The organism is Bacillus salacetis (assembly GCF_003581585.1).
In the GTDB taxonomy this organism is placed as follows: Bacteria; Bacillota; Bacilli; order Bacillales; family Bacillaceae_B; genus Rossellomorea; species Rossellomorea salacetis.
Window position 1 is genome coordinate 22,227 of sequence record NZ_QXIR01000023.1, and the last position, 22,655, is coordinate 44,881.

Below are 22,655 nucleotides of genomic sequence, written 5' to 3' on the forward strand. Positions count from 1 at the left end.
ATCCATAGCCCGCTCACTAGTCAAATAAACAAGAAAAAAGTCGAATTTACAAAACCTTTACATTCGATTAAAACCGCATTAACACTTCTCTATTATTCTATTACTCGTAGGCAAGATAAAAACAAAATTTGCTTTAGGGGGAATTTAGGAATGAAGAACTTCAAAGGACTGCTTCTATTAGTAGTAATGGCGGCTGTAGTAATGTTCACTGCTGCTTGCGGATCCAACAACGGTAACAACACTGCCAACAATGGCGGAGACAATGCTGAAGGTGGAGACGAAGCTTCAGTCGAAGGAAGCGTAGTAATCGACGGTTCTGGTACAGTATATCCGTTCATGGCTCAAATGGCTGAGAATTACATGACTGAAAATGAAAATGTTTCTGTAGAAGTAAGCCGTGCAGGTACATCTGCAGGATTTAAGAAGTTCTTAGTTGAAGAAGGCGGAACAGACTTCAACGATGCATCCCGACAAATCAAGGACGAAGAAAAAGCTCAAGCTGAAGAGCTTGGTATAGATCCAATGGAATTCCAAGTTGCTCTTGATGGTTTGACTTTCGTCATCAACCCTGAAAATGACTGGGCAACCGAAATGACTCAAGAAGAAGTAGTGAACATCTTCCTTGCTGAAGGCGGAGTAACTAAATGGTCTGATATCAACCCTGAATGGCCGGATGAAGAAATCAAGCCGATGGGTCCAAATGAAAACCATGGAACCAACGAATTCATGTACGAAACAATCATGGAAGAAAAAGACTTTGTAGACAGCATCAACTTGCAGCAAGAGTACTCTACTCTGGTTGACCTAGTATCAAAAGACAAGAACGCCATTGCATTCTTCGGTTACGGTTACTATGAAAACAACAAAGATAAACTAGGTGCAGTAGCAGTAGACTTTGGCAACGGACCGGTTGAACCAAGCCTTGAAACCATCGGACTTGACGATGCACCATATGCACCATTTACCCGCCCTGTATTCACTTACTTGAATGTGAACTTGGCGAAGGAAAAGGCGCAAGTTCTTGATTATGCTAAATACATTATGAACAATGCTCAAGACGTTGCTGCTGAAACTGGTTTTGCTCCACTTTCAGACGAAACAATTGAAGAGAACCTATCTAAGTTAGAAGAAATTAAATAATTCATTGAGTTATTTTCTGAAAAACTCGGAAGATGAGAAGTGAAATCCTTCTCATCTTCTTGTGTGTTAATAATATACAGGAATTTTATTCCTGCATGGATGAAGGATGAAAGGGGTTATCATCATGAAGGATCTAGGAACCCAGGATAAATTGAATGTTCGTGAGATGATTGAAGAAAAAAAGAGCACTGTGAACATCAATTCTGTCATGGAAAAATTCGTTCCGAAATTTTTGTTTGCCATAGCGGCAATTTCCATATTTACGACAATCGGAATTGTCATTACTTTATTGACAGAAACGGTCAATTTCTTTAGGGATGTTCCTTTTCTTGACTTTTTTACAGGGACTGAATTAAATCCAATCGGAAGAGAACCGCAGTTTGGGGTACTGCCGTTGCTGACAGGAACAATCATATCTTCTGTCATAGCCATGTTTGTTGCAATTCCGATAGGCTTGATGTCAGCTGTATATCTGAGTGAATATGCTACTGAAAGAGTAAGAAGAACACTTAAGCCTATTCTTGAAATCCTTGCGGGAATTCCGACAATCGTATACGGATTCTTTGCATTCACATTTGTGACTCCTCTATTAAGATCATTTATTCCTGCTCTTGAGCCCACGAATATCCTCAGTCCAGGAATAGTAATGGGAATCATGATCATCCCGATGGTGGCATCTCTTTCTGAGGATGCTATGAGTTCTGTACCCAACTCGATGAGAGAAGGAGCACTGGCACTTGGTGCAACAAAGCTCGAAGTGACTTGGAAAGTAGTAATTCCTGCTGCTATTTCCGGCATAATATCTTCCTTTGTATTAGGTATATCCCGTGCGATTGGGGAAACGATGATTGTTACGATTGCTTCTGGAAGCAACAAGAACTTCACGTTTGATATCACCCAGTCCATGCAGACGATGACGGCGTATATCGTAGAAGTGACCGGCGGTGAAGCTGCAGCCGGAACAACTATTTACTACAGTCTTTACGCAGTAGCTATGACACTATTTGTTTTTACATTAATAATGAACTTGATTGCACAATATATTTCTCGTAGATTCAGGGAGGAATATTGATATGAAATATGTAGACGCACAACAAGTACAGAAAAATATGGGACAGCGCTTATTCAAAAATAAGCTGGCCAAAGCGGTTTTCTTATTATCCATTTTATTCGGATTAGCTGTTTTGATCACGTTAATCTATCGTGTGGTCAACGACAGTCTTGGCTGGATCGATTTAAATTTCCTTTCCGGGAAACTTTCTGTGAATCCTGAAAAAGCCGGAATATTTGGTGCCATTCTCGGGACATTATGGCTCATGCTGGTTGTGGCGCCAGTGACGATGTTCCTTGGCGTCGGCACAGCTATATATCTTGAAGAATATGCAAAAGAAGGCAAGCTGAAGAGCATCATCCAAACCAATATCAGTAACCTTGCAGGTGTACCTTCAGTCGTTTTCGGAATCCTTGGTTTAACTGTTTTTGTCCGCATGGCTGATCTGGGGAATATTGTATTGGCTGGTGGATTGACCATGTCCTTGCTCGTTCTTCCTATCGTTGTTGTGGCAAGCCAGGAAGCTTTAAGAGCTGTTCCTCAATTTTTGAGAGAAGCATCATATGGAATGGGAGCGACGAAGTGGCAGACCGTCAAGAATATTGTTCTGCCAACTGCCATTCCGGGAATCCTGACGGGTGTAATCCTTGCACTATCACGCGCAATTGGTGAAACGGCACCACTTGTAGTTATCGGTATTCCGGCATTGTTAATTCCTCTGCCTGAAGGTGTTTTCGATAAATTCACGGTTATGCCGATGCAGATTTATTACTGGACAGTCGATTCTGCATTGACAGATGAATATGCCTTTTTAGCGGCGGCTACGATCGTTGTATTGTTGATTGTGTTGTTTGCTATGAACTCAATCGCGATTATCATCAGAAACAAATTTCAAAAGAGATTTTAATTTAATCTTGGGAGGTTTTCACAATGGCAGTACTATCTGATAATGAAAGAAAAAGCAAGGTTACTTTAAATGACGATATAAACAGAAGCCAAAAGCAAAACATTGTCTACGAAACGAAAGATCTTAATCTTTGGTATGGTGAAGATAAGGCATTGAAGAATATCAACCTTGCGATTAATGAAAATGAAGTCACAGCCATCATCGGACCTTCAGGGTGCGGTAAATCGACTTTTATTAAAACGTTGAACAGGATGGTCGAACTGATTCCTGTAGTCCGTATTTCCGGGGATATTGCCTACCGGAACCAAAGCATACTCAATAAATCATTTACAGTTGAAGATTTAAGGACAAGAGTCGGGATGGTATTCCAAAAGCCGAATCCATTTCCAAAATCAATCTATGATAATGTTGCTTACGGTCCAAGGATCCATGGCATCAAAAATAAAAAGGTCCTTGACGAGATAGTGGAGAAAAGCCTTAGAGGTGCAGCAATCTGGGATGAAGTCAAAGACCGTTTAAAAGAAAATGCTTACGGCCTCTCAGGCGGTCAGCAGCAGCGTTTGTGCATTGCACGCTGCCTTGCGATCGAACCGGATGTCATCCTTATGGATGAACCGACTTCGGCACTTGATCCAATCTCTACTTTAAAGGTGGAAGAACTGGTACAAGACCTGAAAAAAGACTACAGCATCATCATTGTAACGCATAACATGCAGCAGGCTGCACGTATTTCTGATAAGACGGCATTCTTCTTGAACGGTGAGGTCATCGAGTTCGACAAAACAGACACAATTTTCTCTACACCTAGTGATAAGAGAACAGAAGATTATATCTCAGGAAGATTTGGTTGAAATTTGGTCAATTTGAACATACGGAGGGGTATTCATGGCTAGAGGACAATTTGATGAAAGTCTGCAGGATTTGCAATCCAAATTAATGGAGCTGGGCAGACTTGCCAATACAGCACTTGATGCAAGTGTTAAAGCGCTGGAAGAACAAGATATTGAAAAAGCATTGGAAATCATAGAAGATGATACACATGCAGATTTACTTGAAGAAGAAATAAATGATATTGCAATTCTCCTGATTGCTAAACAGCAGCCGGTCGCTACTGACCTTCGCAGGATCATTGTTACGATTAAGGTCGCTTCCGATATTGAAAGGATCGCAGATTTTGCAGTGAATATTGCAAAATCCACCATAAGGATTGGCAAGGAGCCGTTGATAAAGCCAATTCAGAACATTAAAAAGATGTATTCCCTGACATCAAACATGATTAATTTGACACTAGAATCCTTTGTAGAGGAAGATGTTGTCAAAGCGAAAAAAATAGCTGATTTAGATGACGAAGTTGATGATTTATATGGTGAAACGATCAAGGAATTGTTGTCATTAAATAAGCAAAAGCCGGAGTTCACTGACCAGATCACGCAGTTGTCCTTTATCTGCCGTTATCTTGAGCGTGCTGCAGATCATGCGACAAATGTAGCTGAAGGTGTATTCTATCTGGTTAAAGGGAGACGCTTTGATTTAAATGCATAGAAATCAGAAAAGGCAGCCTGAGGCTGCCTTTTTACTCTGTTAAAAGGGTGGATATTTCTTCCAGTGTCATTTCCGAATCGAGCATATATTCTCCGATTTGTATTTTATCGGCCAAGCCGCTGTTTATCAGATAGCTGTTCAAATCACTGGAGTTCCGAATGATCCCGTTTTTCTCCAGCTCATTTGAAATTTCTTTTGGTGTCATGCCTGGTGATACAGTCAGCGTCATTTTCGTCAGATTCTTTGTATCACCGCTATTTTGTTTCTCTTCTTTGTCTTCTGCGTGAAGACTACTAGATAATGTATCTACCTGATCTTGCAAGTCGTTTACCTCTTGGGAGCGTTCCTTTGCTTCTTCCTGTGTAAGGATGACATACCCTTGTGCTTCCAATAAGCTTTCAGGGTCCTCATGATTTTTCATAAAGAAAGAATAGATAGCCAATATAATGGCAGAAAGAAAAATCCCTGCTGCAAAAGCTCTTGTACTTTGCTTATTCATGAAAACTCCTTTCAGACACTTCTATCTTTGATAATATCCTGTACGTCCCTGATCGGCAGTGCAGATTGGTTGGCGATTTGCTCCAGCCCCATACCTTGGGCGTGAAGGGCAAGCACTTGATTTCTTACAATTTCATGCACTTTCTTTTTAGGGCTGTTTCCCTGCGGTGCTTGAAAAACCGGCGTTTCATCCATTAACAGTTCTTCCTCGAGCACCTTGAGCCTCTTCTTTACCGTATAATTCTCCTGCAGAAATTTCATGGACAGCTCCTCCACATCTTTCTCCAATGTCTTATACCTGTCTTTCTGAAAGAAAGAAAGAATAAATAGCAAGGCAGCAAGTGAAAGCAGGCTGATGATTAGGATTGTCATAAATTCACCTCTTATGAGTTTGCTACCTATTATTTATAGCATAGATTTCTTCTTTTCACTAGATGGGATCTGTTTCGCATTGCAGGAAACAAGAATTCTAAGAGTTCATCAGTCCTGTGAGATTTTCTGCTTAAGTTGATTTCATAACTTCCGGGTTACTGGTGTGAGATCAGGATTCTTTGGTTGCTCGGGTCCATAGGTAAACAGTCAATATTATAGAAGAAACTTGTCGTTTTCCGTTGATGAAGGGATAAATAATTCAGTAAAACACAAAAAAAAGAATTTTTTTTGCACTTCTTTCTTTGTCTTGGTGCAGGCCAGCAAAATGCGACAAAATGCGTTTATTGTAGGTTTTTGCCCTTGGTGATACGATTAAATAGAAGAATGAATAGTGTAATAAATGCATATAAACATAAATTTTTTTCCAAGAGGTGAAAAAGATGCTCGAGCAAATTATTGAGTACCGTAGACAAGGTTTGTCATTTAGGAAAATTGCTAAAGAAATGAGTACTACAGTTGGAAAGGTACAGTATCAATGGGTGAAATACCAAAGAACGCTTGGAAATGCAGCAGCTGTCACAGCGGCCGCCTCGGAGGAAACAAAAATACAGACTAAACCGGTGCGCAGGGGGAGATATAAAGGCAGGGTTTCCTTGGCAAAGGAGAAAGCAAGGCCGTTAAAAACGGAAATGACTGTCATGTTTTCACATCCAACAAGAATATTCTGCTGCTGGGATATTCCCCATTCTATTATAAGGCAGGTAAGAGAGTTTCATGGACTAAGGGAGGACCAGTTCCATTACTGCCTGAGGGTATTTGATGTCACTTCAATTTCCTTTGATGGACATAATCACCATGGCCAAACGGATATCATCATTCCTCCACAAGCTGCTCATTGGTTCATCAACAGCCTTAAACCTAACCGGGCATATTGTATAGAGTATGGGGTAGTCGATGAGAGCGGTCGATTCACTGGTATAACCCGCTCAAACGTGATCCACACGCCGAGAACCGGCCATGATCAGGAATATCATCATCTCAATGAACTGCAGGCTTATGAATCGGGAAAATCGAAAAAGCCTCAATGGGTAGAGCATGTCAGTACATACTCATACTATTTGAAAAATTAGGAGGAAGTCATGGAAAAGAAATCTCTCTCTCTTTTGGTCCTGTCAAATACGATTTCCCGGTTCCCTTCAGATTTAAAGAAGAATACTGATTTCATCTATCAATTAATGGATGAATGTCTGCTGCTGATTCAGCGCGGCCGGAAAGAAAGTGCTGGAATTGCATATGTAATGAATCCTCTTGTTGTCGATTGGCTCTCAACAGAGGAGGCAAAAGTGCAGATTGAACGGCTCTTTATGGTGTCCATGCAAGAAAACAGAATTAAGAAACAGGAAAATATTGAAGAGTTATATACTATTTGGATGAAAATTAATTGTGATATCCCTTCCGCCCTGAATAAACTTCAAGAAGATAAAAAGATGACCGTCATTCCTTCGCTGCTGGTCAACTTCCCGGTCACTCACCTGATTACTGGTTGGGCAATTGAAATGCTGCTCACGCAATCGTTATATCTTTATAATAAGCATTTTGAAAAACAGGCCAGGGGAATTTGGCTTCCGCACTGTGCATACAGCCCAGGAATCGACCTTTTCTTGAAAGAACAGGGCTTGGACTATACTTTCGTATCTCATACTACCTATGAGTACAGCGAGAAAGATGATAGAAGATCTGCTGTCCTCAGGACCCCGAGAGGTCTTAGCCTTATACCAGTAGATATCAGAACGAAAGACTTTCACATGCACACTGTAGATGGACTTAGCAGCAGGGCAGATGAATTGATTGAAGAGCTCATTGACAAAGGGTATTCTATCGAACCGTTTATAGAGCAGACGATGTTGAATCAGCAAGACAGCCTCACTCGAGCAGGATTCGGGTACCTGGGGATGGATGAGGGGAAGGCGATACTTTCTGACGGCGTACTTGTACTCATGAGGGAATTGCATACCTTGGAACAAAAAATCAAAGAGTGGAAAACACCTCAGAAAAGTCAGCCGAGAGTTTATAAACAATTGATAAGGGAATGGATGGCTTGCCTGCATTACTTGATCACATACGAAGAACTCGATTCAACTTGTTTACAGGCTTTTATGGAGCTCTCTCAGCAAAAGCAAATATCGGAAAACATCCACCTCCTTGAGTATAGGGAAGGTTTGGAATATCTGCCTCTGCAGATTGGAGAAAGCCGGCCATCGGAAGAGAAGGTCCTTTCACCGAATAGGCAGCCGACAGTGTTGATGCTTTCTTGGGAATACCCCCCCAATATCGTAGGAGGCCTTTCCAGACACGTACATGACCTTTCCAAATCCCTGGTCAAGAAAGGATGCAGGGTCATTGTGGTCACTGCTTCTGCCGAAAGTGCTCCTGAATTTGAAGAAGACGAAGGCGTGCAGGTCTACAGGACCGGTCCTCTTCACCCTATTGAAGAAGATTTTCTTCACTGGGTCATGCAGCTGAATTTGTCCTTTATCGAGAAAACTGCTGAAATTTTCGTGAAAGAAAATATTGATCTGGTTCATGCACATGATTGGATTGTTGGAAAGGCAGCTGAAATGGTGAAGAGGCATTACCATATCCCTCTATTAACAACGATCCATGCCACTGAGTCTGGCAGGAACCAAGGGATTTTCACTGAATTGCAGAAGCGGATCCATGAAGAAGAGAAGAATCTGGTTGCGTTATCCGATCAAGTGATCATTTGCAGCGACCATATGAAAGAAGAGCTGTTACAGCTTGAGCCAAAAGATCAGCTGCCAATATCCGTAATCCCAAATGGGGTTTACTTAAATAGTGTATTTCAGGATGATAGATATCCCTTAAACGAGGCATTGCTCGGCAAAAATTATTACTTCTCCATCGGAAGGACCGTCCATGAGAAAGGCTTCGAGACGATTATCGAGACATCCCTGCTAATCAGCAAGGAGAAAAATATCCATTTTGTCATAGCTGGTAAAGGCCCTCTTCTTGAGGAATACCGCCGCCGCGTAAAGGAGAAAGGGCTGGACGATTTCGTACACTTTGTCGGATATGTAAGTGATGCGGAGCGAAACACTCTCCTGTTCCATAGCGAGGCAGTTATATTCCCAAGTATTTATGAACCTTTTGGAATTGTCGCATTGGAGGCGATGGCTGCCAGGAAAGCCGTCATAGCCTCCAAAACAGGCGGCCTGAAATCATTGGTGGAACATGGGAATGCCGGACTGCTTTTTGATCCTGGCAATGCGGAAAGCCTGAAATCATGTATCCTGGAATTGAACCAATCCAATTCATTGAAAACCAAGATGGGTGATAACGGGTATAAAATGGCTGAGATGATGTTCAGCTGGGAACGGATTTCAAAACAAACCATGGAGATATATGAGGAACTCACTCTTCAGCATAGAGTCGAAGGGTCCCTCTTATGAAAGGGGTCATTCTGGCAGGCGGCAAAGGGACCCGCTTAAAGCCCTATACCTTATCTGTTCCAAAGCCAATGATCACAATCATGAACAAACCAATCCTTGAATATAATATTGCTTTGCTAAAGGCGAGCGGCATCACCTCCATTATGATTACTACTTGCTATAAAGCTGAAAAGATATCTGACTATTTCGGGGACGGAAGTGAGTTTGGAGTAGATATCACCTATTTTCAAGAAGATCAGCCTCTCGGTACTGCCGGAGGGATTTTTGACTCAGGCAGCTACCTCAGTGAGCCGTTTGTGGTCATCAGCGGAGATGCTTTTACCAGCCTTGCGCTGAGTGAAGCAGCAGCGTTTCATCAGGAAAAAGGATCACTGCTGACAATTGTCGGAAAGGATATACCTGATCCATGGGGATACGGTGTATGCAAGACAGACTCTGAGGGAAGGTTGATAGAGTTTGTGGAAAAACCAGGTTCAGAAGGAATCATAAGCAATATTGTCAACACGGGGATCTATGTCATTCAGCCTGAGTTACTGCAGATGTATCCGTTTAAAGGTTTCACGGATTTCAGCAGGGATGTTTTCCCCCGGCTGCTTCTTGAAGAGGAAGATATATACGTGTTTCAAACGAAAGACTATTGGCGTGATATCGGTACTCCTGAACAATATAAGATGGCAAGGGAGGATTTCCTGAACGGCAAAATGAAACAAAAGGAAGAGAAGATAAGTGCAGGGTTTATTGAAGACGTTGAGTCACCAAAAGAAGGTTTGGAAAGTACTCTTAACTATTTGACCAGGATGATGGTGGCTTGTCCAGACCACCAAAAACAGCAAATCATCAATAATCTGGTCGCGGAGCAAAGAGAAACTCCACTATTGAACCTTGACGGAATATTGATTCCGCACAGCCTCGGAGGATGGACCCGTATCGTCGACCTGCCGAGCAATGGATTTATCATTTATTCAAAGGCCGAGCGGAGGAACCTCGCCAAGGAGTTTGCGGGTTATTACTTTAACAAAATAAAACAATGGCAAAAGGTGTAGAGATGAAGATGAAAACAAATTTATCACATGCTCAGACGATTAGTTGCCCTGTGAATCGTTTCAACTATGAAATTTTTGCCTGGTCAAATGAGAAGAATAGGATAGAGTCTCAGCAGCTTACCAACTTTTCAAATTGGAAGGACTTCAACTTGATCCTCCATGAAGAGTCTCCGCCAGAAGGCAGCATTCTCAGCTTTACAGTTGAAAACCGCAAAAAAACTCACCGCCGTTTAAAACTCTTCTTTCTTCTTGATTGGAGAACCGACGGTACTGAGAGGCTCAGTTTTATATCGCCTGACAACCATCTGGTATATCATTACTCTTCGAACAGCTATGCTCTAGTGGACTATCAGGTAAATAACAGGACCGGGATGGCCAGAAGGTCTGTGTATCCACTGACGGAAAGAGGGATCTTACACTGGAAAGAAACATTGAAAACCGGTTCGATTCCTTATCAGCCGCTTCTTAGGGGACCCGCTTTGACAGTGGTAGCCTTTGACTTAATCTTTAGTCCATTGGAGAAGATTCAAGGCCGTGTCTTCGGTATTGAAGGAGAATCAAGGGAAGAATTAAGAAATTTACACAAACACTTGAAAAACAGACTAGCATTTCATCTGAAAAAGTGATATTATAGAAAAGTCGTATGGATAGATGAAGATAGCTAAGTTTGGAGGGAAATAAACAATGCGTGTAAACATTACTTTAGCTTGCACTGATTGCGGTGAGCGTAACTATATTTCTACAAAAAACAAACGTAACAACCCAGACCGTTTAGAGCTAAAAAAATATTGCCCTAGAGAAAAACGCACTACAGTGCATCGTGAAACAAAGTAAGCAGCCGGGATTTTCCTGCTGCTTTTTTTGTGCCTGAAAATGACAATTAGGAGTGTTTGTAAATGGACAAGAAAGAGCTCAGGAAGAAACAGAAGGCTTTGCTCTCTACCTTGGAGAGGCATATCCATGAACATAAATCCTTTCTAATAGCCAGCCGGCTTTTTGACACAGAAGAGTGGAAATCTGCCCGTACGGTTGCTGTCACTGTTTCAAACTTTCCCGAAGTGGATACCTGGCAGATTATCCGGAAGGGGTGGGAAGAAGGAAAGAGGATAGCGGTTCCAAAATGCAGGCCAAAAGAAAAACAACTGGATTTTTATTATCTTACTTCATTTGCCGATTTGGAAAAAGTTTTCTATGGTCTCCTGGAACCTTCCCCAGAGAAGAATAAACCGGCACATCCGAGGGATATCGACGTGGTCATTGTTCCTGGCCTGGCTTTTATGGCAACCGGTTACAGGCTGGGGTTCGGCGGCGGCTACTATGACCGCTTCCTGGAAACCTTTCAAGGAAGGACTGTTTCACTTGCTTTTCAGGAACAATTGGCGGAAAACATACCTGTTGAATATTTTGATATTCCAGTTGAGAAAATCGTCAGTGAGGACTCGGTAATGAAATGTGAATGACCAGTTTGTTTTTCAATTATTCATCATATTGGCGGTAAGCTTGGCTGGATGGAGTACCAATAACTTAAACCGCAGCGGCGCCCTTGCTGCAGTCGTTACAGGAACAGCGATTTCGTGGGCTTTCGGCTGGAAGGGCCTGCTCGTGCTGGGGGTATTCTTCGGTACATCCAGTTTCTGGTCAAAATACAAAAGCAGCAGTAAGTCAGGAATAGAAAAGAAGCTTGCAAAGACTTCTAAAAGAGATTGGCAGCAAGTTTTGGCTAACGGAGGCAGTGCAGTCATATTTTCTCTTCTATATATAGGGACTAATGAAGTCATTTTCCTTGCAGGGATGTGCGCGTCTTTATCGGCAGCCAATGCTGATACATGGGCATCTGAGATTGGAACATTAAGCAAAAGGAATCCAGTTTCTGTAAGGACATGGAAAAGTGTAGAAAGAGGAACGTCCGGAGCAGTTTCTTTCCTTGGATTGATTGCGAGCCTGGGTGGTGCTGCAATCATCGGATGGATATCGTCTTGGGTTTTTCACGAATTGGATTGGCAGAGTGTGCTTCTGATCATTTCTGCAGGTTTCTTTGGCAGTCTTATCGATACCCTGCTTGGTGCTTTTATTCAAATGGAATATAAATGCATAAAGTGCGATATTACAACAGAAGCTTCCAGCCACTGTGGAGTGAAATGTAAAAAAGAGAAAGGCGCCTATCTGGTGAACAATGAATTTGTGAATTTTGCGGCTAGCCTGCTTGCCGGTTCAGCGGCAGCCATTTTAATGTAAGAATGTTTGGGGATGCCCCAGTATAGCAGCGAACTTTAAGAAAAACCCAAAATGAAGGATAAAATAGATTTGAGTTACACAACATAGAACGAGGAGGCTGATGACTATGAACGGCATTATTAAATGGATTATCATTGCCAGCTTTGTTTCTGTGTTATACCAAAATCGTTATAAGCTTTTGAATGTGGTTCTCGGTAATTTCACAATCCGCAGACTGGTAGTCAGGGCAATGATGAGTATGCCTTGGCTGCGATCAAAGTTTCTCAACACTGCATTTCGTTAACATGAAATAGAATTAAAGAAGGTGTTCGGCCAACATAACAGTTTTGTTTCAGGAGGGTTTGCTCCCTGAACATGGACTGCCCATTGGAGAACATCTTTTTTATTGGCTGTTTTCGCATACATTGTTGCTTTCGGAAAAATCCCAGGTGCCGGATTTTTCCCCAGCACCTTTCTTTCCTGCTTACAGGGGTTTTTTACGACGATTTACCAGGATATTATTTTTGAAAAAGCCTTTTTATTTTGTATTGAAATAATCGGGATATTGATCAAAATCATATGCCTTTACTTTTGACCCGGATGGTGATTTAGTAGAAGAAAGTCAAAAATAACCGAAAAGGCAGAGGAGAATTTTTGAATACCAACCTTAATTATATGTTCTGGAAAATCGCACACTATTTAATAGTAGATAAAGGATTTCGGATTATAAATATGTCACAGGACCAACAACAGCTCTGGCTAGAAAATGCTTCTTATAAGCAGGCTCCGGTCATCAGGCTCCTTCGTCAAGATTTGGATTGGGGAAGCAAGATGAAGCGGGATGTCCATCTGACGGCCATGAATGGTGAAAAAATAAGAAAGGCCCTGAAGAAGAACAAAATGGACATCAAAAATATTTATATAAGCAGCTATCCACCTGTTGACGATTATGAAGGATTGACCTCCGAACCTTACACATTGCCCCAGTCACCGAAAATATCAGTTCAGTCCTCAATCCTTACTTTGGAAAATGATGAAATCAATGATATATCATCAATATTTGGGGATGAGATGAACTGGGTGATCAAGGAAGACGCAGAGGATTTGGAAGTTCATGCTCTGAAAGAAAGTGTATTATCGTTCGCTGCACACTCTGCAAAAAAAGAACAGTCTCTTTTCACAAGGGGCAAGCCGTTTTTTACTTATATTTTCATAGCCCTGCAGCTCGTAATTTTCTTTATCATGGAGATGGCAGGTGGAACGCAGAATACGGAGAATTTAATTAAGTTCGGAGCAAAGTATAATCCACTTATTACTGAGGGGGAATGGTGGAGATTTTTCACCCCGATCGTCATCCATATAGGATTTCTGCACCTGTTGATGAATACATTTGCCCTTTATTTCTTGGGAACCGCTGTTGAGCGGATATTTGGAAGTGGAAGATTCCTTTTCATCTATCTATTTGCAGGCTTCAGCGGCACACTGGCGAGTTTTGTCTTTTCCAATTCTTTATCGGCAGGAGCAAGCGGTGCGATTTTCGGCTGCTTCGGAGCCCTGTTGTATTTCGGAACTGCCCACCCCAAGGTTTTCTTCCGGACGATGGGCACCAATATCCTGGTGGTCATCGGGATCAACCTTGCATTCGGTTTCACGATTCCTGGAATTGATAACGCAGGCCACATAGGGGGATTGGCAGGAGGTGCGCTTTCAGCCGCTGTTGTTCATTTACCTCGTGCAAGAAGGCCGGTGGTACAGTCGATTGCAGTGCTGGCGGGAATAGTATTGATTCCTGCTATGCTTTGGTATGGTTTTGAAAAAGGACCAGTGTTTGCAGATCCTTCAATAAGTAATGCGGAAGCACAGGAACTGTTGAATGCCGGCGATGTTCAAGGAGCCTCTTCCATTCTGGAGGAACTTATAGAAAGTGACCAGGGTGACGCCCACACTTACTTTTTATCTTCCATTGTAAAGATAAAAAATGAACAATACAGTGAAGCTGAATCACTGCTGCATGAAGCATTGGAACGCGATAAGGAATTTCCTGAGGCTCACTATAACCTTGCGGTGCTCCTTGCCGAGAGGGGAAAAGAAGCTGAAGCAAAGCCCCACGCTGAACGTGCTTACAGGCTTCAGGAAAGTAATGAGCAATTTAAAGACCTGTACGAAAAGCTGAAGAGTTATTGAACAGGGAACGTTTGCTTGAGCAAAGCAGGTTCTCCTCCTTTTGTTGTCAGGAGGACGAGCACGACTCCTTTTTGGGGGTCAATCAGAATAAGCGGCATGGAACTGTCTTCAGGGTCCACGACTGTTCCGGATTTGGTTCTTATTCCCAAAAAGTAATTCTTATAAAGTCCCTCCCATAAATTCCCCACTATCATCTTCCATTGTTCAGTCCGGAAGCCCCTGGGAGGGGTTGAATTGTATCGAGGCAATTCAGCCAATGGCATTTGGAAATATTCCTTTCCATTAATATTGAATGCTTCCATGGTTTTCTCCCAATTATATTCAAGCTGCTGTGTTGTCACTTTTTCTAATATTGCCTTCCATTCTTCCTCAGCATCAGTATCGGGCTTTCTGAAGGAACTTAAAGGGCTGAAGTTGGAATCTATTACATACAGTCCATCTTCGGACATCGTTTGCGCACTTGTATATTTCTCTTCATCATCGTGGATTTCTGCGTAATGAAAAGAAATGGCCTGCAGAAGGCTGCTCTCTTTCCCACGGAATATGTCTTCCTCGACTATCCTGTCCGTATTCTGCTCCCATTCACTCATCTTGGCCTTCAAGCGGCCGTTCACAAATAAGAATCCTATATCCTGCCTTAAATAAGCATCTTGATTCAATACTGAAGATATCTTCCAGTTCACTTCGTACAAGTTGTTGACCTTATTATCGTTCAAAGTAAGAAGTGTATCGGCTGACTGATATTGAGCATTTTCATTCAAGGGGAAAAAGATGATGCTTTCTTCTGCCGGCGGATCAAAAACAATATACAGTCCCCATGCAAGAAGGATGGCAGCTGTGCCCCAAATGATATATATTATCGATTTCCGCTTCACAATTTCACCCACTTAATCATGTTTGTCCCTTTTGTGCCATTCTATGTGAAAAGCAAAAATATTATGTTCTCAATGTATGAACTTAGCAGTCAATGTCTAGGATGGTAAATATGATTCATACATAGAACTGTGCCAATCTATGTCAGTTGATATAGATAGGTTTTTGTCATAAAGAATGGGGTGACTGTCTCATGACTGATAAAAAGAAACCGGTGTCTTCTTCACTGAAGGAGAATACGGATTACCTAAAAGATTATCTTGCAGTGGATAAAAGCTTTGATGTAATCCAGCTGGATTTATCTTATGCAGGAAGAAATATGGCCATGTATCTGGTCGATGGTTTTGTCAAAGACGATATTATGCATTACCTGATGAAGCTTCTTGCTGACTTGGATGAAGGGCAGCTGGATGGAGATACACTTAAAAAGTTAATGAAAACTTACATCCCGTATGTGGAAGTGGAAGAAACAGACGATCTGAACAAAGTTGCCGACATGGTCCTTGCTGGTCCCACAGCGCTGGTGGTTGATGGGATTGATAAAGTCATCCTGATCGATGCCAGGACCTATCCGGTCAGGGGACCTCAAGAGCCGGATATGGAGCGGGTAGTAAGGGGGTCAAGGGATGGATACGTTGAAACACTGGTGTTCAATACTGCCTTAACCCGAAGAAGGATAAGGGACCGCTCCTTAAGGATGGAATATTTGCAAATCGGAAGAAGATCCAAGACAGATATCGTCGTTTGTTATTTAGAGGATATCGCCGATCCGGAATTGGTGGACCGCATTAAATCTGATTTGTCGAAAGTGGATACGGATGGACTTCCCATGGGGGAGAAGACCCTTGAGGAATTCATTTCAGGAAGGCACTGGAATCCTTATCCGATGGTCAGGTATACAGAGAGGCCGGATACAGCGGCAGCCCATTTATTTGAGGGGCATGTCTGTATTATCGTTGACGGCTCCCCGAGTGTCTTGATAACTCCGACCACCTTTTGGCACCATCTGCAGCATGCGGAGGAATACCGGAACAAGCCGATGGTAGGCGCTTATTTGAAATTTGTCCGGTTTATAGCGGTTTGGGCTTCCATCTTTTTGCTTCCGCTCTATTATTTGTTCGCTGTACAGCCTGATCTTCTTCCGCCGGCTTTTGCTTACATCGGCCCTGATGATGTTGGAGAGGTGCCTTTGATCTTCCAATTTTTGATTGTGGAGATCGGCATAGATATGCTCAGGATGGCCGCCATCCATACCCCCACCTCGCTGGCAACAGCGCTCGGACTGGTAGCAGCGTTGATGATCGGCCAGGTGGCGGTGGAAGTGGGATTGTTTGTCAATGAAGTCGTCCTGTATCTTGCAGTGGCTGCCATAGGGACTTTCTCTACACCAAGTTATGAATTAAGTCTGGCCAATAGAATAGTCAGGATAGCCCTGCTGATTGTGACAGCCATCTTCGGGGTATATGGGCTGGTCATCAGCCTGGCAGTATGGATTCTGCTGTTGTCAAGAATCAAGTCATTTGGTGTTCCTTATATGTGGCCGTTCATTCCGTTTAATCTCAGGGCCATGAGGGATGTGCTGCTTAGGTCGCCGATGCCTTTAAAGAATAGAAGGCCGAGGTTCCTCAACCCGCAAGATCCTGATCGTTGACTTAAAACGAATTCGAAGACAGTCTTTACAAAGCACCGGATTATAGAAGATATAAACAGCCAGGGCGGAATCAATAATGATTTCGCCCTTTTAATATGGAATGATAATTGGGAACGTTTAAATGAGGTAGGAATTCTGAAGTTGGTATTTATATGGGAGAAAGTGTTGATGGAGAGCTTCCATAAGGTATGGATGCAGAGAAAATCGGCAAAAGTGGCGAAAGAGGGCACTATGTTTTATGAAGAGCATCGAAAGTCATATCAAAATATGACTGGAATACATCAACACCAACAGGTTACAGCGTTTCAACAGTTGTGAACCACCAAGGTGAAGAGCTTTCTCATTTTTACAAGAGTCAGTTTTCGCATATATACAGGGGGAATATCCTGCACCAGGGATTTTTCCAAAAGCAACTACTCTCGAAAAAGAATGAGCAGCTCTTTTCTTTCCTGCTCACCAGGGTTACTACGACGATTTACCAGGATATTAGTTGAAATTTATATTGAGTTGCAGCAAAGTTTACGAGAAGAGCCTTACAACAAGAGTGGTTCTTGTGAAGAAAGTGACTTTATCTTATACTGAAAGGGTTAGCAAAGCTTGAAAGACGGTGCTTCAAATGAAAAATATGTACGACGTACAGCAATTATTAAAAAAGTATGGAATCTTCGTTTACTTAGGAGACAGGATGGCTGATTTGGAAATGATGCAGGAAGAAGTGAGAGAGCTTTATCAATCGGGCTTGATCACTCCGAATGAATTCCAAACCTCCATGCTGATTCTCAGAAGTGAACTTTCAAAAGAAAACAATAAGTAGAACAGGGTGAAGGAAATGGCAGAGCAATGGCTTGTTGGCGTAGATTTAGGTGGGACCACCACAAAGTTAGCCTTTATTAGTTTATATGGGGAAATCATACATAAATGGGAAATTCCTACGGACACCTCGGAGAACGGCAAGAATATCATCGTGGATATTGCAAAATCGATCGATCTTCATTTAGAAGAACTGGGAGAATCCAAACTGAAATTAAGAGGGATAGGAATGGGGGCACCCGGTCCGGTTGATATGGTAAACGGCATCATCTATGAAGCAGTCAATCTTGGCTGGGAGAAGAATACACCCCTGAAAGACCTTCTGGAAGTGGAAACAGGGCTTCCCTCTGTGATAGATAATGACGCAAATTGTGCTGCCTTGGGTGAAATGTGGAAAGGCGCAGGTAACGGTGCTAAAGATATTGTAGCTGTTACACTGGGAACCGGGGTAGGCGGCGGTGTCATAACCAATGGTGACATTGTTCATGGAAAAAAAGGAGCCGCTGGTGAAATCGGACACATCACAGTTGTCCCTGAAGGCGGGTTTCAATGCAACTGTGGAAAGAAAGGGTGTCTGGAAACGGTTGCTTCTGCAACTGGAGTTGTCAGGCTGGCTATAAAAGCATTGAAAAAAAGCAAGGAGGCATCAGCCCTCCGCTCAGCTCTGGAAACAGCAGGTTCCATCAGCGCCAAGGAAATCTTTGATGCGGCGCGCGAAGGGGATGTCCTTGCTGTCTCGATTGTCGATCAACTATCGTTTTACTTAGGGCTGGCAGCAGCAAACCTTGGCAATGCTTTAAATCCCGACAAAATAGTCTTTGGCGGAGGAGTTTCCAAAGCCGGGGAAGTACTGCTCAATCCTGTAAATAAATACTTCCATTCTTTTGCTTTCCCTACTGTTGCTGCATCCACCTCCCTGTCCATAGCCACCCTTGGCAATGATGCAGGCGTTATTGGGGCAGCATGGCTTGTAAAGAACAAACTTGCTTGAAACTGAACTGAACTTAAATCCATCAGACCAAAAAGAAGCTGGGCATCCTCAGCTTCTTTTTTGATGCCTTTTTTTGTGAACTTTGTTGCTACCCAATATAATTTTCGACTAATGTCCTGGTAAATCGCCTGGATTTTTCCGGAAGCAAGAATATATGCCAAAACAGCCTTTTTATTTTCAACATAAGGCTGCTCAGCAAATATAGGGACAAAGAGAGATTTCTTAGTAATGGGAAGGTTTGCATAATGGATGGAATAAATTTGTTATAGATTATTACGGAATAAAGGAGTATCATGTTGAACATCGTTTATTTAATGGTGGAGCCGGGATAAATGATTACTTAAACGGACACAATATTCGTTATATATGTACATGAGGTTGAAACCTTTGAATATGTACAATGGCTTCACTGAATTGAATTGGGCCAAAGGTAACGTTTTAAGAAAAAACAGGATAAATTGAAACTTTTACCGGTTTGGCTCGTCTTATATAAGGGAAATGTTAATCAGCTTATTCAATCCAGTATACATTGACATAATTAACTGACGATTGACGGAATGTAAAAAAAGTATTAAGATATTGAATGTTATCGGATAACGCTGCCTGATAATGTAAAAACAAACCAATATCTTCCAACAGAATCGCTGCTGTGCACCATCAAGCAGCAAGGAGGTAAAGAGATGAATAACATGAAACTGCCTAGGATTTCACTGGTCATCATTGCTACAGTGTTACTTTGGCTAAAAACGTATATAGTCTATCAAACTAGTTTTGATATTAAAATTGAAAATGTAATGCAGCAATTTATATTGTTTATCAACCCTTTAAGCTTTTTGCTGTTCATCTTTGGCATCAGCCTATTCATGAAAAAAGAGAAGTCCAGGGTGAGGTACATTCTGATTACAAGTTTCATCTTGTCGTTTGTCCTTTATGGAAATGTAGCCTTTTACCGTTTCTTCGATGATTTCCTGACGCTGCCTGTGTTGATGCAGACGAGCAACTTCGCGGATCTGGGCACAAGTGCAGGGGAAATTGTCAGTTGGTCTGATTCCCTTTATTTCATCGATACAATCATTTTGGCCCTGCTTATTAAATTCAAGCCTTCGGTATTTGAAGTGAATGCTTTCAGCAGAGTGAACAGACGGGCATACTTTTTTGTAGCGATTGCCCTTACTTTCTTCAATTTGGGTCTTGCTGAAGCTGAGAGACCGCAATTGCTGACACGTACTTTCGACCGTGAAATCCTTGTTAAGAATATCGGAACATATAATTATCATATCTACGACGCATTCCTGCAGTCCAAATCTTCTGCCCAGCGCGCACTTGCGGATGGCAGTGAGCTTGCTGACATTGATAATTACGTCAGGGCGAATGAAATAGAGCCGAATAAGGAATTATTCGGAGCTGCAAAAGGAAAGAACCTTATTGTCATTTCGTTGGAATCACTGCAATCCTTCCCGATAAATAACACCATGAATGGTGAGGAAGTGACGCCATTCTTAAATGACTTTATAAAAGACAGCTACTATTTTGAGAACTTTTACCATCAGACCCAGCAAGGTAAAACATCTGACTCTGAATTCATCCTGGATAACTCGCTTTATCCGTTGAACCGCGGAGCTGTATTCTTTACTCATGCTGGAAATGAGTATCAGTCAATGACAGAACGCTTGAACGAAGAAGGTTATTTCACTTCGGTCATGCATGCAAACAACAAAAGCTTCTGGAATCGCGATATCATGTATGATTCCCTTGGCTACAAGAAGTTTTATTCCATGACTGATTATGAAATTACAGATGAAAACTCTGTTAACTGGGGAATGAAGGATACACCTTTCTTCCTTCAGTCAGTGGATCACATGAAAGAAATGGAGAAGCCGTTCTTTACGAAGATGATCACTTTGACAAACCACTATCCTTTCTATCTTGATGAAGAAGATAAATATATCGATGAGTTCGATTCCAATTCCGGTACATTGAACCGCTACTTCCAAACCGTACGGTACATGGATGAAGCAGTAAAGGAATTTATACAAGAATTAAAAGACAGTGGTCTATATGAGGACTCTGTTATTGTAATGTATGGTGACCACTATGGTATTTCGGAAAACCATAATGCAGCCATGAGTCAATACCTTGGAAAGGAAGTGGATCCATTTGTGCACACTCAATTGCAGCGTGTACCATTGATCATCCACATTCCGGGCCAGGAAGGAAAGACAATGACTGAAATTGGTGGGCAGATTGACCTTCGCCCTACACTCCTTAACCTTCTTGGGATCGACTCGAAAGGAGATATTCAGTTCGGTTCTGACTTGTTCTCCAAAGAACATGAAGATTTAGCCATCCTTAGGGACGGAAGCTTTATCACGAAGGACCATGTATATACTGAGGGTGTATGCTATAACAAAGAAACGGAACAACCTGATGAGGATAAATTCTGTGATCCATATATTGACAGGACACAAGAAGAACTAAACTATTCAGATGAAGTAATCTACGGAGACTTGCTTCGATTTTATGAACAAAAGAATGGTAAGATCTCCCTGGAAAAAGAATAATTCACAAACAAAAAAACCTGCGGATCTTCCGCAGGTTTTTTTGTGCGGTTTGGCAAAGTCTTTCCTGTCATTAAACAATTTTTTAAACATACATGTAGTAAGAGAGTTGAATACAGGAGGGATGAATATGGAAGTAAAAGTAAGAAGAGGTGACACCTTATACTATTACAGTCAATTGTTTTATTTGCCCCTTCCATTAATTTCTGATTCAAACCCGGGAACGGACAGCAGTTATTTACAGGTGGGCCAGACTGTAAGGATCCCTGGTTTCTATATTGAACAATATACCATTAAAACCGGTGATACTTTTTGGGGGATTGCACGTAGAAGGAACCTTGCCCTGGATGCGCTGCTGCTTCTCAATCAGGATCTCAATCCTAACACTCTTCAAACAGGAAGTGTCATCAGCGTGCCATTAAGGATTACCCAGCCGCTGGTGAATGGCAGGCAGGCCTATTCCTTTGAAAAAATGGAGGAAGATATTAACCGTTTGAAATACGGTTTTCCTTTCGTAAGGGTCAATCAAATAGGAGAGAGTGTTTTGGGGAAGCCGATTTATGAAATCCTTATTGGCAATGGAGAGAAAAAGGTTCATATCGATGCATCTTTTCATGCCAATGAATGGATCACGACTCCAATTCTAATGAGGTTTATGAATGATTATCTTTTATCCCTCGTTAATCGGGGAGCCATCAGGGGGGTTATGATGGAACCATTATATAATAATGTCACACTTTCCTTAGTGCCCATGGTAAATCCTGATGGAGTGGATTTGGTGATCTCCGGTCCGCCTGCTTCTTTGAGAGAAAAGCTGATCAGTATGAATAAAGGAAGTACAGATTTCTCAGGCTGGAAGGCAAACATTAATGGAGTGGACCTGAACAACCAGTTCCCTGCAAAGTGGGAACTGGAAAAGGAAAGAAAAGAGGAGAAGAGTCCAGCTCCTCGTGATTTCCCAGGCTATAAGCCGTTATCTGAACCAGAATCAACAGCCATGGCTGATCTTGCAAGTAGTGGAGACCTGGATAGGGTACTTGCCCTTCACACTCAAGGTGAAGAGTTTTATTGGGGGTATGAAGGACAGGAACCTCCTGAATCGGAAATGCTTGCTGAGGAGTTTGAGAGGGTGAGCGGATATCGATCTGTTCGATATATAGACAGCTATGCTGGTTATAAAGATTGGTTTATCAAGGAATTCCGGCGGCCAGGATTTACACTTGAACTGGGGAAAGGGATTAATCCTCTGCCATTATCTCAGTTTGATCAAATTTATGAGGACGTTCTGGGGATATTCTTAGTTGCGATTTACAGATGAGTGCAAGTGGTAAATACAAAAATAATTGTTAAA

Annotated in this window: 22 protein-coding genes; 19 read left to right on the forward strand and 3 right to left on the reverse strand. The window is 42.1% G+C overall.

Annotated elements, in window-relative coordinates; translation table 11 throughout:
- Positions 1–150: 150 nt before the first annotated feature.
- The 5 genes from D3H55_RS15665 to phoU all read left to right on the forward strand — a co-directional run bounded on the left by D3H55_RS15665 (position 151) and on the right by phoU (position 4,640).
- The gene (locus D3H55_RS15665) at positions 151–1,140 is read left to right on the forward strand and encodes a PstS family phosphate ABC transporter substrate-binding protein (RefSeq protein ID WP_119548263.1); all 990 of its coding nucleotides are present in this window, start codon (positions 151–153) and stop codon (positions 1,138–1,140) included.
- A gap of 124 nt (positions 1,141–1,264) precedes the next feature.
- Positions 1,265–2,212, forward strand: coding sequence for a phosphate ABC transporter permease subunit PstC (gene pstC / locus D3H55_RS15670; RefSeq protein WP_119548264.1), 948 nt, complete (start codon positions 1,265–1,267; stop codon positions 2,210–2,212).
- Between the two features lies 1 nt (position 2,213).
- On the forward strand, positions 2,214–3,098 hold the full coding sequence (gene pstA / locus D3H55_RS15675) for a phosphate ABC transporter permease PstA (RefSeq protein ID WP_119548265.1): 885 nt from the start codon (positions 2,214–2,216) through the stop codon (positions 3,096–3,098).
- 23 nt (positions 3,099–3,121) lie between these two features.
- Entirely contained in the window at positions 3,122–3,949 is an 828-nt protein-coding gene (pstB, locus tag D3H55_RS15680; RefSeq protein ID WP_119548266.1) for a phosphate ABC transporter ATP-binding protein PstB, read from the forward strand.
- Between the two features lie 34 nt (positions 3,950–3,983).
- Positions 3,984–4,640: a phosphate signaling complex protein PhoU gene (gene phoU / locus D3H55_RS15685; RefSeq protein ID WP_119548267.1), complete on the forward strand. Its 657-nt coding sequence runs from the start codon at positions 3,984–3,986 to the stop codon at positions 4,638–4,640.
- Positions 4,641–4,671: 31 nt separating this feature from the next.
- On the opposite strand, the gene D3H55_RS15690 is transcribed toward phoU, so the two are convergent.
- A complete protein-coding gene (locus D3H55_RS15690; protein ID WP_119548268.1) occupies positions 4,672–5,139 on the reverse strand; it encodes an endolytic transglycosylase MltG in 468 nt (155 codons plus the stop codon).
- Positions 5,140–5,150: 11 nt separating this feature from the next.
- Positions 5,151–5,510, reverse strand: coding sequence for a hypothetical protein (locus D3H55_RS15695; RefSeq protein ID WP_119548269.1), 360 nt, complete (start codon positions 5,508–5,510; stop codon positions 5,151–5,153).
- A gap of 503 nt (positions 5,511–6,013) precedes the next feature.
- Here D3H55_RS15695 and D3H55_RS15700 point away from each other — a divergent pair.
- From D3H55_RS15700 to D3H55_RS15740, 9 genes are all read left to right on the forward strand, one after another.
- The gene (locus tag D3H55_RS15700) at positions 6,014–6,640 is read left to right on the forward strand and encodes a DUF4912 domain-containing protein (RefSeq protein ID WP_168413125.1); all 627 of its coding nucleotides are present in this window, start codon (positions 6,014–6,016) and stop codon (positions 6,638–6,640) included.
- A gap of 9 nt (positions 6,641–6,649) precedes the next feature.
- Positions 6,650–8,980: a glycosyltransferase family 4 protein gene (locus tag D3H55_RS15705; RefSeq protein WP_119548271.1), complete on the forward strand. Its 2,331-nt coding sequence runs from the start codon at positions 6,650–6,652 to the stop codon at positions 8,978–8,980.
- A complete protein-coding gene (locus D3H55_RS15710) occupies positions 8,977–10,023 on the forward strand; it encodes a nucleotidyltransferase family protein (RefSeq protein WP_119548272.1) in 1,047 nt (348 codons plus the stop codon). The genes D3H55_RS15705 and D3H55_RS15710 overlap by 4 nt, the downstream gene beginning before the upstream one ends.
- 8 nt (positions 10,024–10,031) lie before the next feature.
- The gene (locus D3H55_RS15715) at positions 10,032–10,649 is read left to right on the forward strand and encodes a hypothetical protein (RefSeq protein ID WP_136035720.1); all 618 of its coding nucleotides are present in this window, start codon (positions 10,032–10,034) and stop codon (positions 10,647–10,649) included.
- A 58-nt stretch (positions 10,650–10,707) separates the two neighbouring features.
- A complete protein-coding gene (rpmG, locus tag D3H55_RS15720) occupies positions 10,708–10,857 on the forward strand; it encodes a 50S ribosomal protein L33 (protein WP_006837007.1) in 150 nt (49 codons plus the stop codon).
- Positions 10,858–10,919: 62 nt separating this feature from the next.
- Positions 10,920–11,483 carry a 5-formyltetrahydrofolate cyclo-ligase gene (locus tag D3H55_RS15725; protein ID WP_119548274.1) on the forward strand — a complete coding sequence of 188 codons (564 nt, stop codon included), beginning with the start codon at positions 10,920–10,922 and terminating at the stop codon, positions 11,481–11,483.
- The gene (locus tag D3H55_RS15730; protein ID WP_119548275.1) at positions 11,476–12,258 is read left to right on the forward strand and encodes a DUF92 domain-containing protein; all 783 of its coding nucleotides are present in this window, start codon (positions 11,476–11,478) and stop codon (positions 12,256–12,258) included. Before D3H55_RS15725 ends, D3H55_RS15730 begins: the two co-directional genes overlap by 8 nt.
- A 106-nt stretch (positions 12,259–12,364) precedes the next feature.
- Entirely contained in the window at positions 12,365–12,541 is a 177-nt protein-coding gene (gene yqgO, locus D3H55_RS24405; protein ID WP_168413126.1) for a protein YqgO, read from the forward strand.
- A gap of 371 nt (positions 12,542–12,912) precedes the next feature.
- On the forward strand, positions 12,913–14,421 hold the full coding sequence (locus D3H55_RS15740) for a rhomboid family intramembrane serine protease (protein WP_205685497.1): 1,509 nt from the start codon (positions 12,913–12,915) through the stop codon (positions 14,419–14,421).
- Here D3H55_RS15740 and D3H55_RS15745 read toward each other — a convergent pair.
- Positions 14,415–15,308: a hypothetical protein gene (locus tag D3H55_RS15745; protein WP_168413127.1), complete on the reverse strand. Its 894-nt coding sequence runs from the start codon at positions 15,306–15,308 to the stop codon at positions 14,415–14,417. The two genes, D3H55_RS15740 and D3H55_RS15745, sit on opposite strands and share 7 nt — an antisense overlap.
- A gap of 179 nt (positions 15,309–15,487) precedes the next feature.
- Between D3H55_RS15745 and D3H55_RS15750 the strand changes: the two genes are divergently transcribed.
- The 5 genes from D3H55_RS15750 to D3H55_RS15770 all read left to right on the forward strand — a co-directional run bounded on the left by D3H55_RS15750 (position 15,488) and on the right by D3H55_RS15770 (position 22,622).
- Positions 15,488–16,945 (forward strand): spore germination protein, encoded by a 1,458-nt coding sequence (locus D3H55_RS15750; RefSeq protein WP_119548278.1) that lies wholly within the window; start codon positions 15,488–15,490, stop codon positions 16,943–16,945.
- Positions 16,946–17,561: 616 nt separating this feature from the next.
- Positions 17,562–17,759, forward strand: coding sequence for a YqgQ family protein (locus D3H55_RS15755; protein ID WP_119548279.1), 198 nt, complete (start codon positions 17,562–17,564; stop codon positions 17,757–17,759).
- Positions 17,760–17,774: 15 nt separating this feature from the next.
- Complete coding sequence (locus D3H55_RS15760; RefSeq protein WP_119548280.1) at positions 17,775–18,746, forward strand: ROK family glucokinase; 972 nt, start codon at positions 17,775–17,777, stop codon at positions 18,744–18,746.
- A 680-nt stretch (positions 18,747–19,426) separates the two neighbouring features.
- On the forward strand, positions 19,427–21,307 hold the full coding sequence (locus D3H55_RS15765) for an LTA synthase family protein (protein ID WP_119548281.1): 1,881 nt from the start codon (positions 19,427–19,429) through the stop codon (positions 21,305–21,307).
- Between the two features lie 127 nt (positions 21,308–21,434).
- Positions 21,435–22,622, forward strand: coding sequence for a M14 family metallopeptidase (locus D3H55_RS15770; RefSeq protein WP_119548282.1), 1,188 nt, complete (start codon positions 21,435–21,437; stop codon positions 22,620–22,622).
- Positions 22,623–22,655 lie beyond the last annotated feature (33 nt).

Coding starts and splice junctions, on each gene's coding strand:
- D3H55_RS15665 (WP_119548263.1), top strand. CDS start 151: ATGAAGAACTTCAAAGGACTGCTTCTATTAGTAGTAATGGCGGCTGTA.
- pstC (WP_119548264.1), top strand. CDS start 1,265: ATGAAGGATCTAGGAACCCAGGATAAATTGAATGTTCGTGAGATGATT.
- pstA (WP_119548265.1), top strand. CDS start 2,214: ATGAAATATGTAGACGCACAACAAGTACAGAAAAATATGGGACAGCGC.
- pstB (WP_119548266.1), top strand. CDS start 3,122: ATGGCAGTACTATCTGATAATGAAAGAAAAAGCAAGGTTACTTTAAAT.
- phoU (WP_119548267.1), top strand. CDS start 3,984: ATGGCTAGAGGACAATTTGATGAAAGTCTGCAGGATTTGCAATCCAAA.
- D3H55_RS15690 (WP_119548268.1), bottom strand. CDS start 5,139: ATGAATAAGCAAAGTACAAGAGCTTTTGCAGCAGGGATTTTTCTTTCT.
- D3H55_RS15695 (WP_119548269.1), bottom strand. CDS start 5,510: ATGACAATCCTAATCATCAGCCTGCTTTCACTTGCTGCCTTGCTATTT.
- D3H55_RS15700 (WP_168413125.1), top strand. CDS start 6,014: ATGAGTACTACAGTTGGAAAGGTACAGTATCAATGGGTGAAATACCAA.
- D3H55_RS15705 (WP_119548271.1), top strand. CDS start 6,650: ATGGAAAAGAAATCTCTCTCTCTTTTGGTCCTGTCAAATACGATTTCC.
- D3H55_RS15710 (WP_119548272.1), top strand. CDS start 8,977: ATGAAAGGGGTCATTCTGGCAGGCGGCAAAGGGACCCGCTTAAAGCCC.
- D3H55_RS15715 (WP_136035720.1), top strand. CDS start 10,032: ATGAAAACAAATTTATCACATGCTCAGACGATTAGTTGCCCTGTGAAT.
- rpmG (WP_006837007.1), top strand. CDS start 10,708: ATGCGTGTAAACATTACTTTAGCTTGCACTGATTGCGGTGAGCGTAAC.
- D3H55_RS15725 (WP_119548274.1), top strand. CDS start 10,920: ATGGACAAGAAAGAGCTCAGGAAGAAACAGAAGGCTTTGCTCTCTACC.
- yqgO (WP_168413126.1), top strand. CDS start 12,365: ATGAACGGCATTATTAAATGGATTATCATTGCCAGCTTTGTTTCTGTG.
- D3H55_RS15740 (WP_205685497.1), top strand. CDS start 12,913: ATGTTCTGGAAAATCGCACACTATTTAATAGTAGATAAAGGATTTCGG.
- D3H55_RS15750 (WP_119548278.1), top strand. CDS start 15,488: ATGACTGATAAAAAGAAACCGGTGTCTTCTTCACTGAAGGAGAATACG.
- D3H55_RS15755 (WP_119548279.1), top strand. CDS start 17,562: ATGAAAAATATGTACGACGTACAGCAATTATTAAAAAAGTATGGAATC.
- D3H55_RS15760 (WP_119548280.1), top strand. CDS start 17,775: ATGGCAGAGCAATGGCTTGTTGGCGTAGATTTAGGTGGGACCACCACA.
- D3H55_RS15765 (WP_119548281.1), top strand. CDS start 19,427: ATGAATAACATGAAACTGCCTAGGATTTCACTGGTCATCATTGCTACA.
- D3H55_RS15770 (WP_119548282.1), top strand. CDS start 21,435: ATGGAAGTAAAAGTAAGAAGAGGTGACACCTTATACTATTACAGTCAA.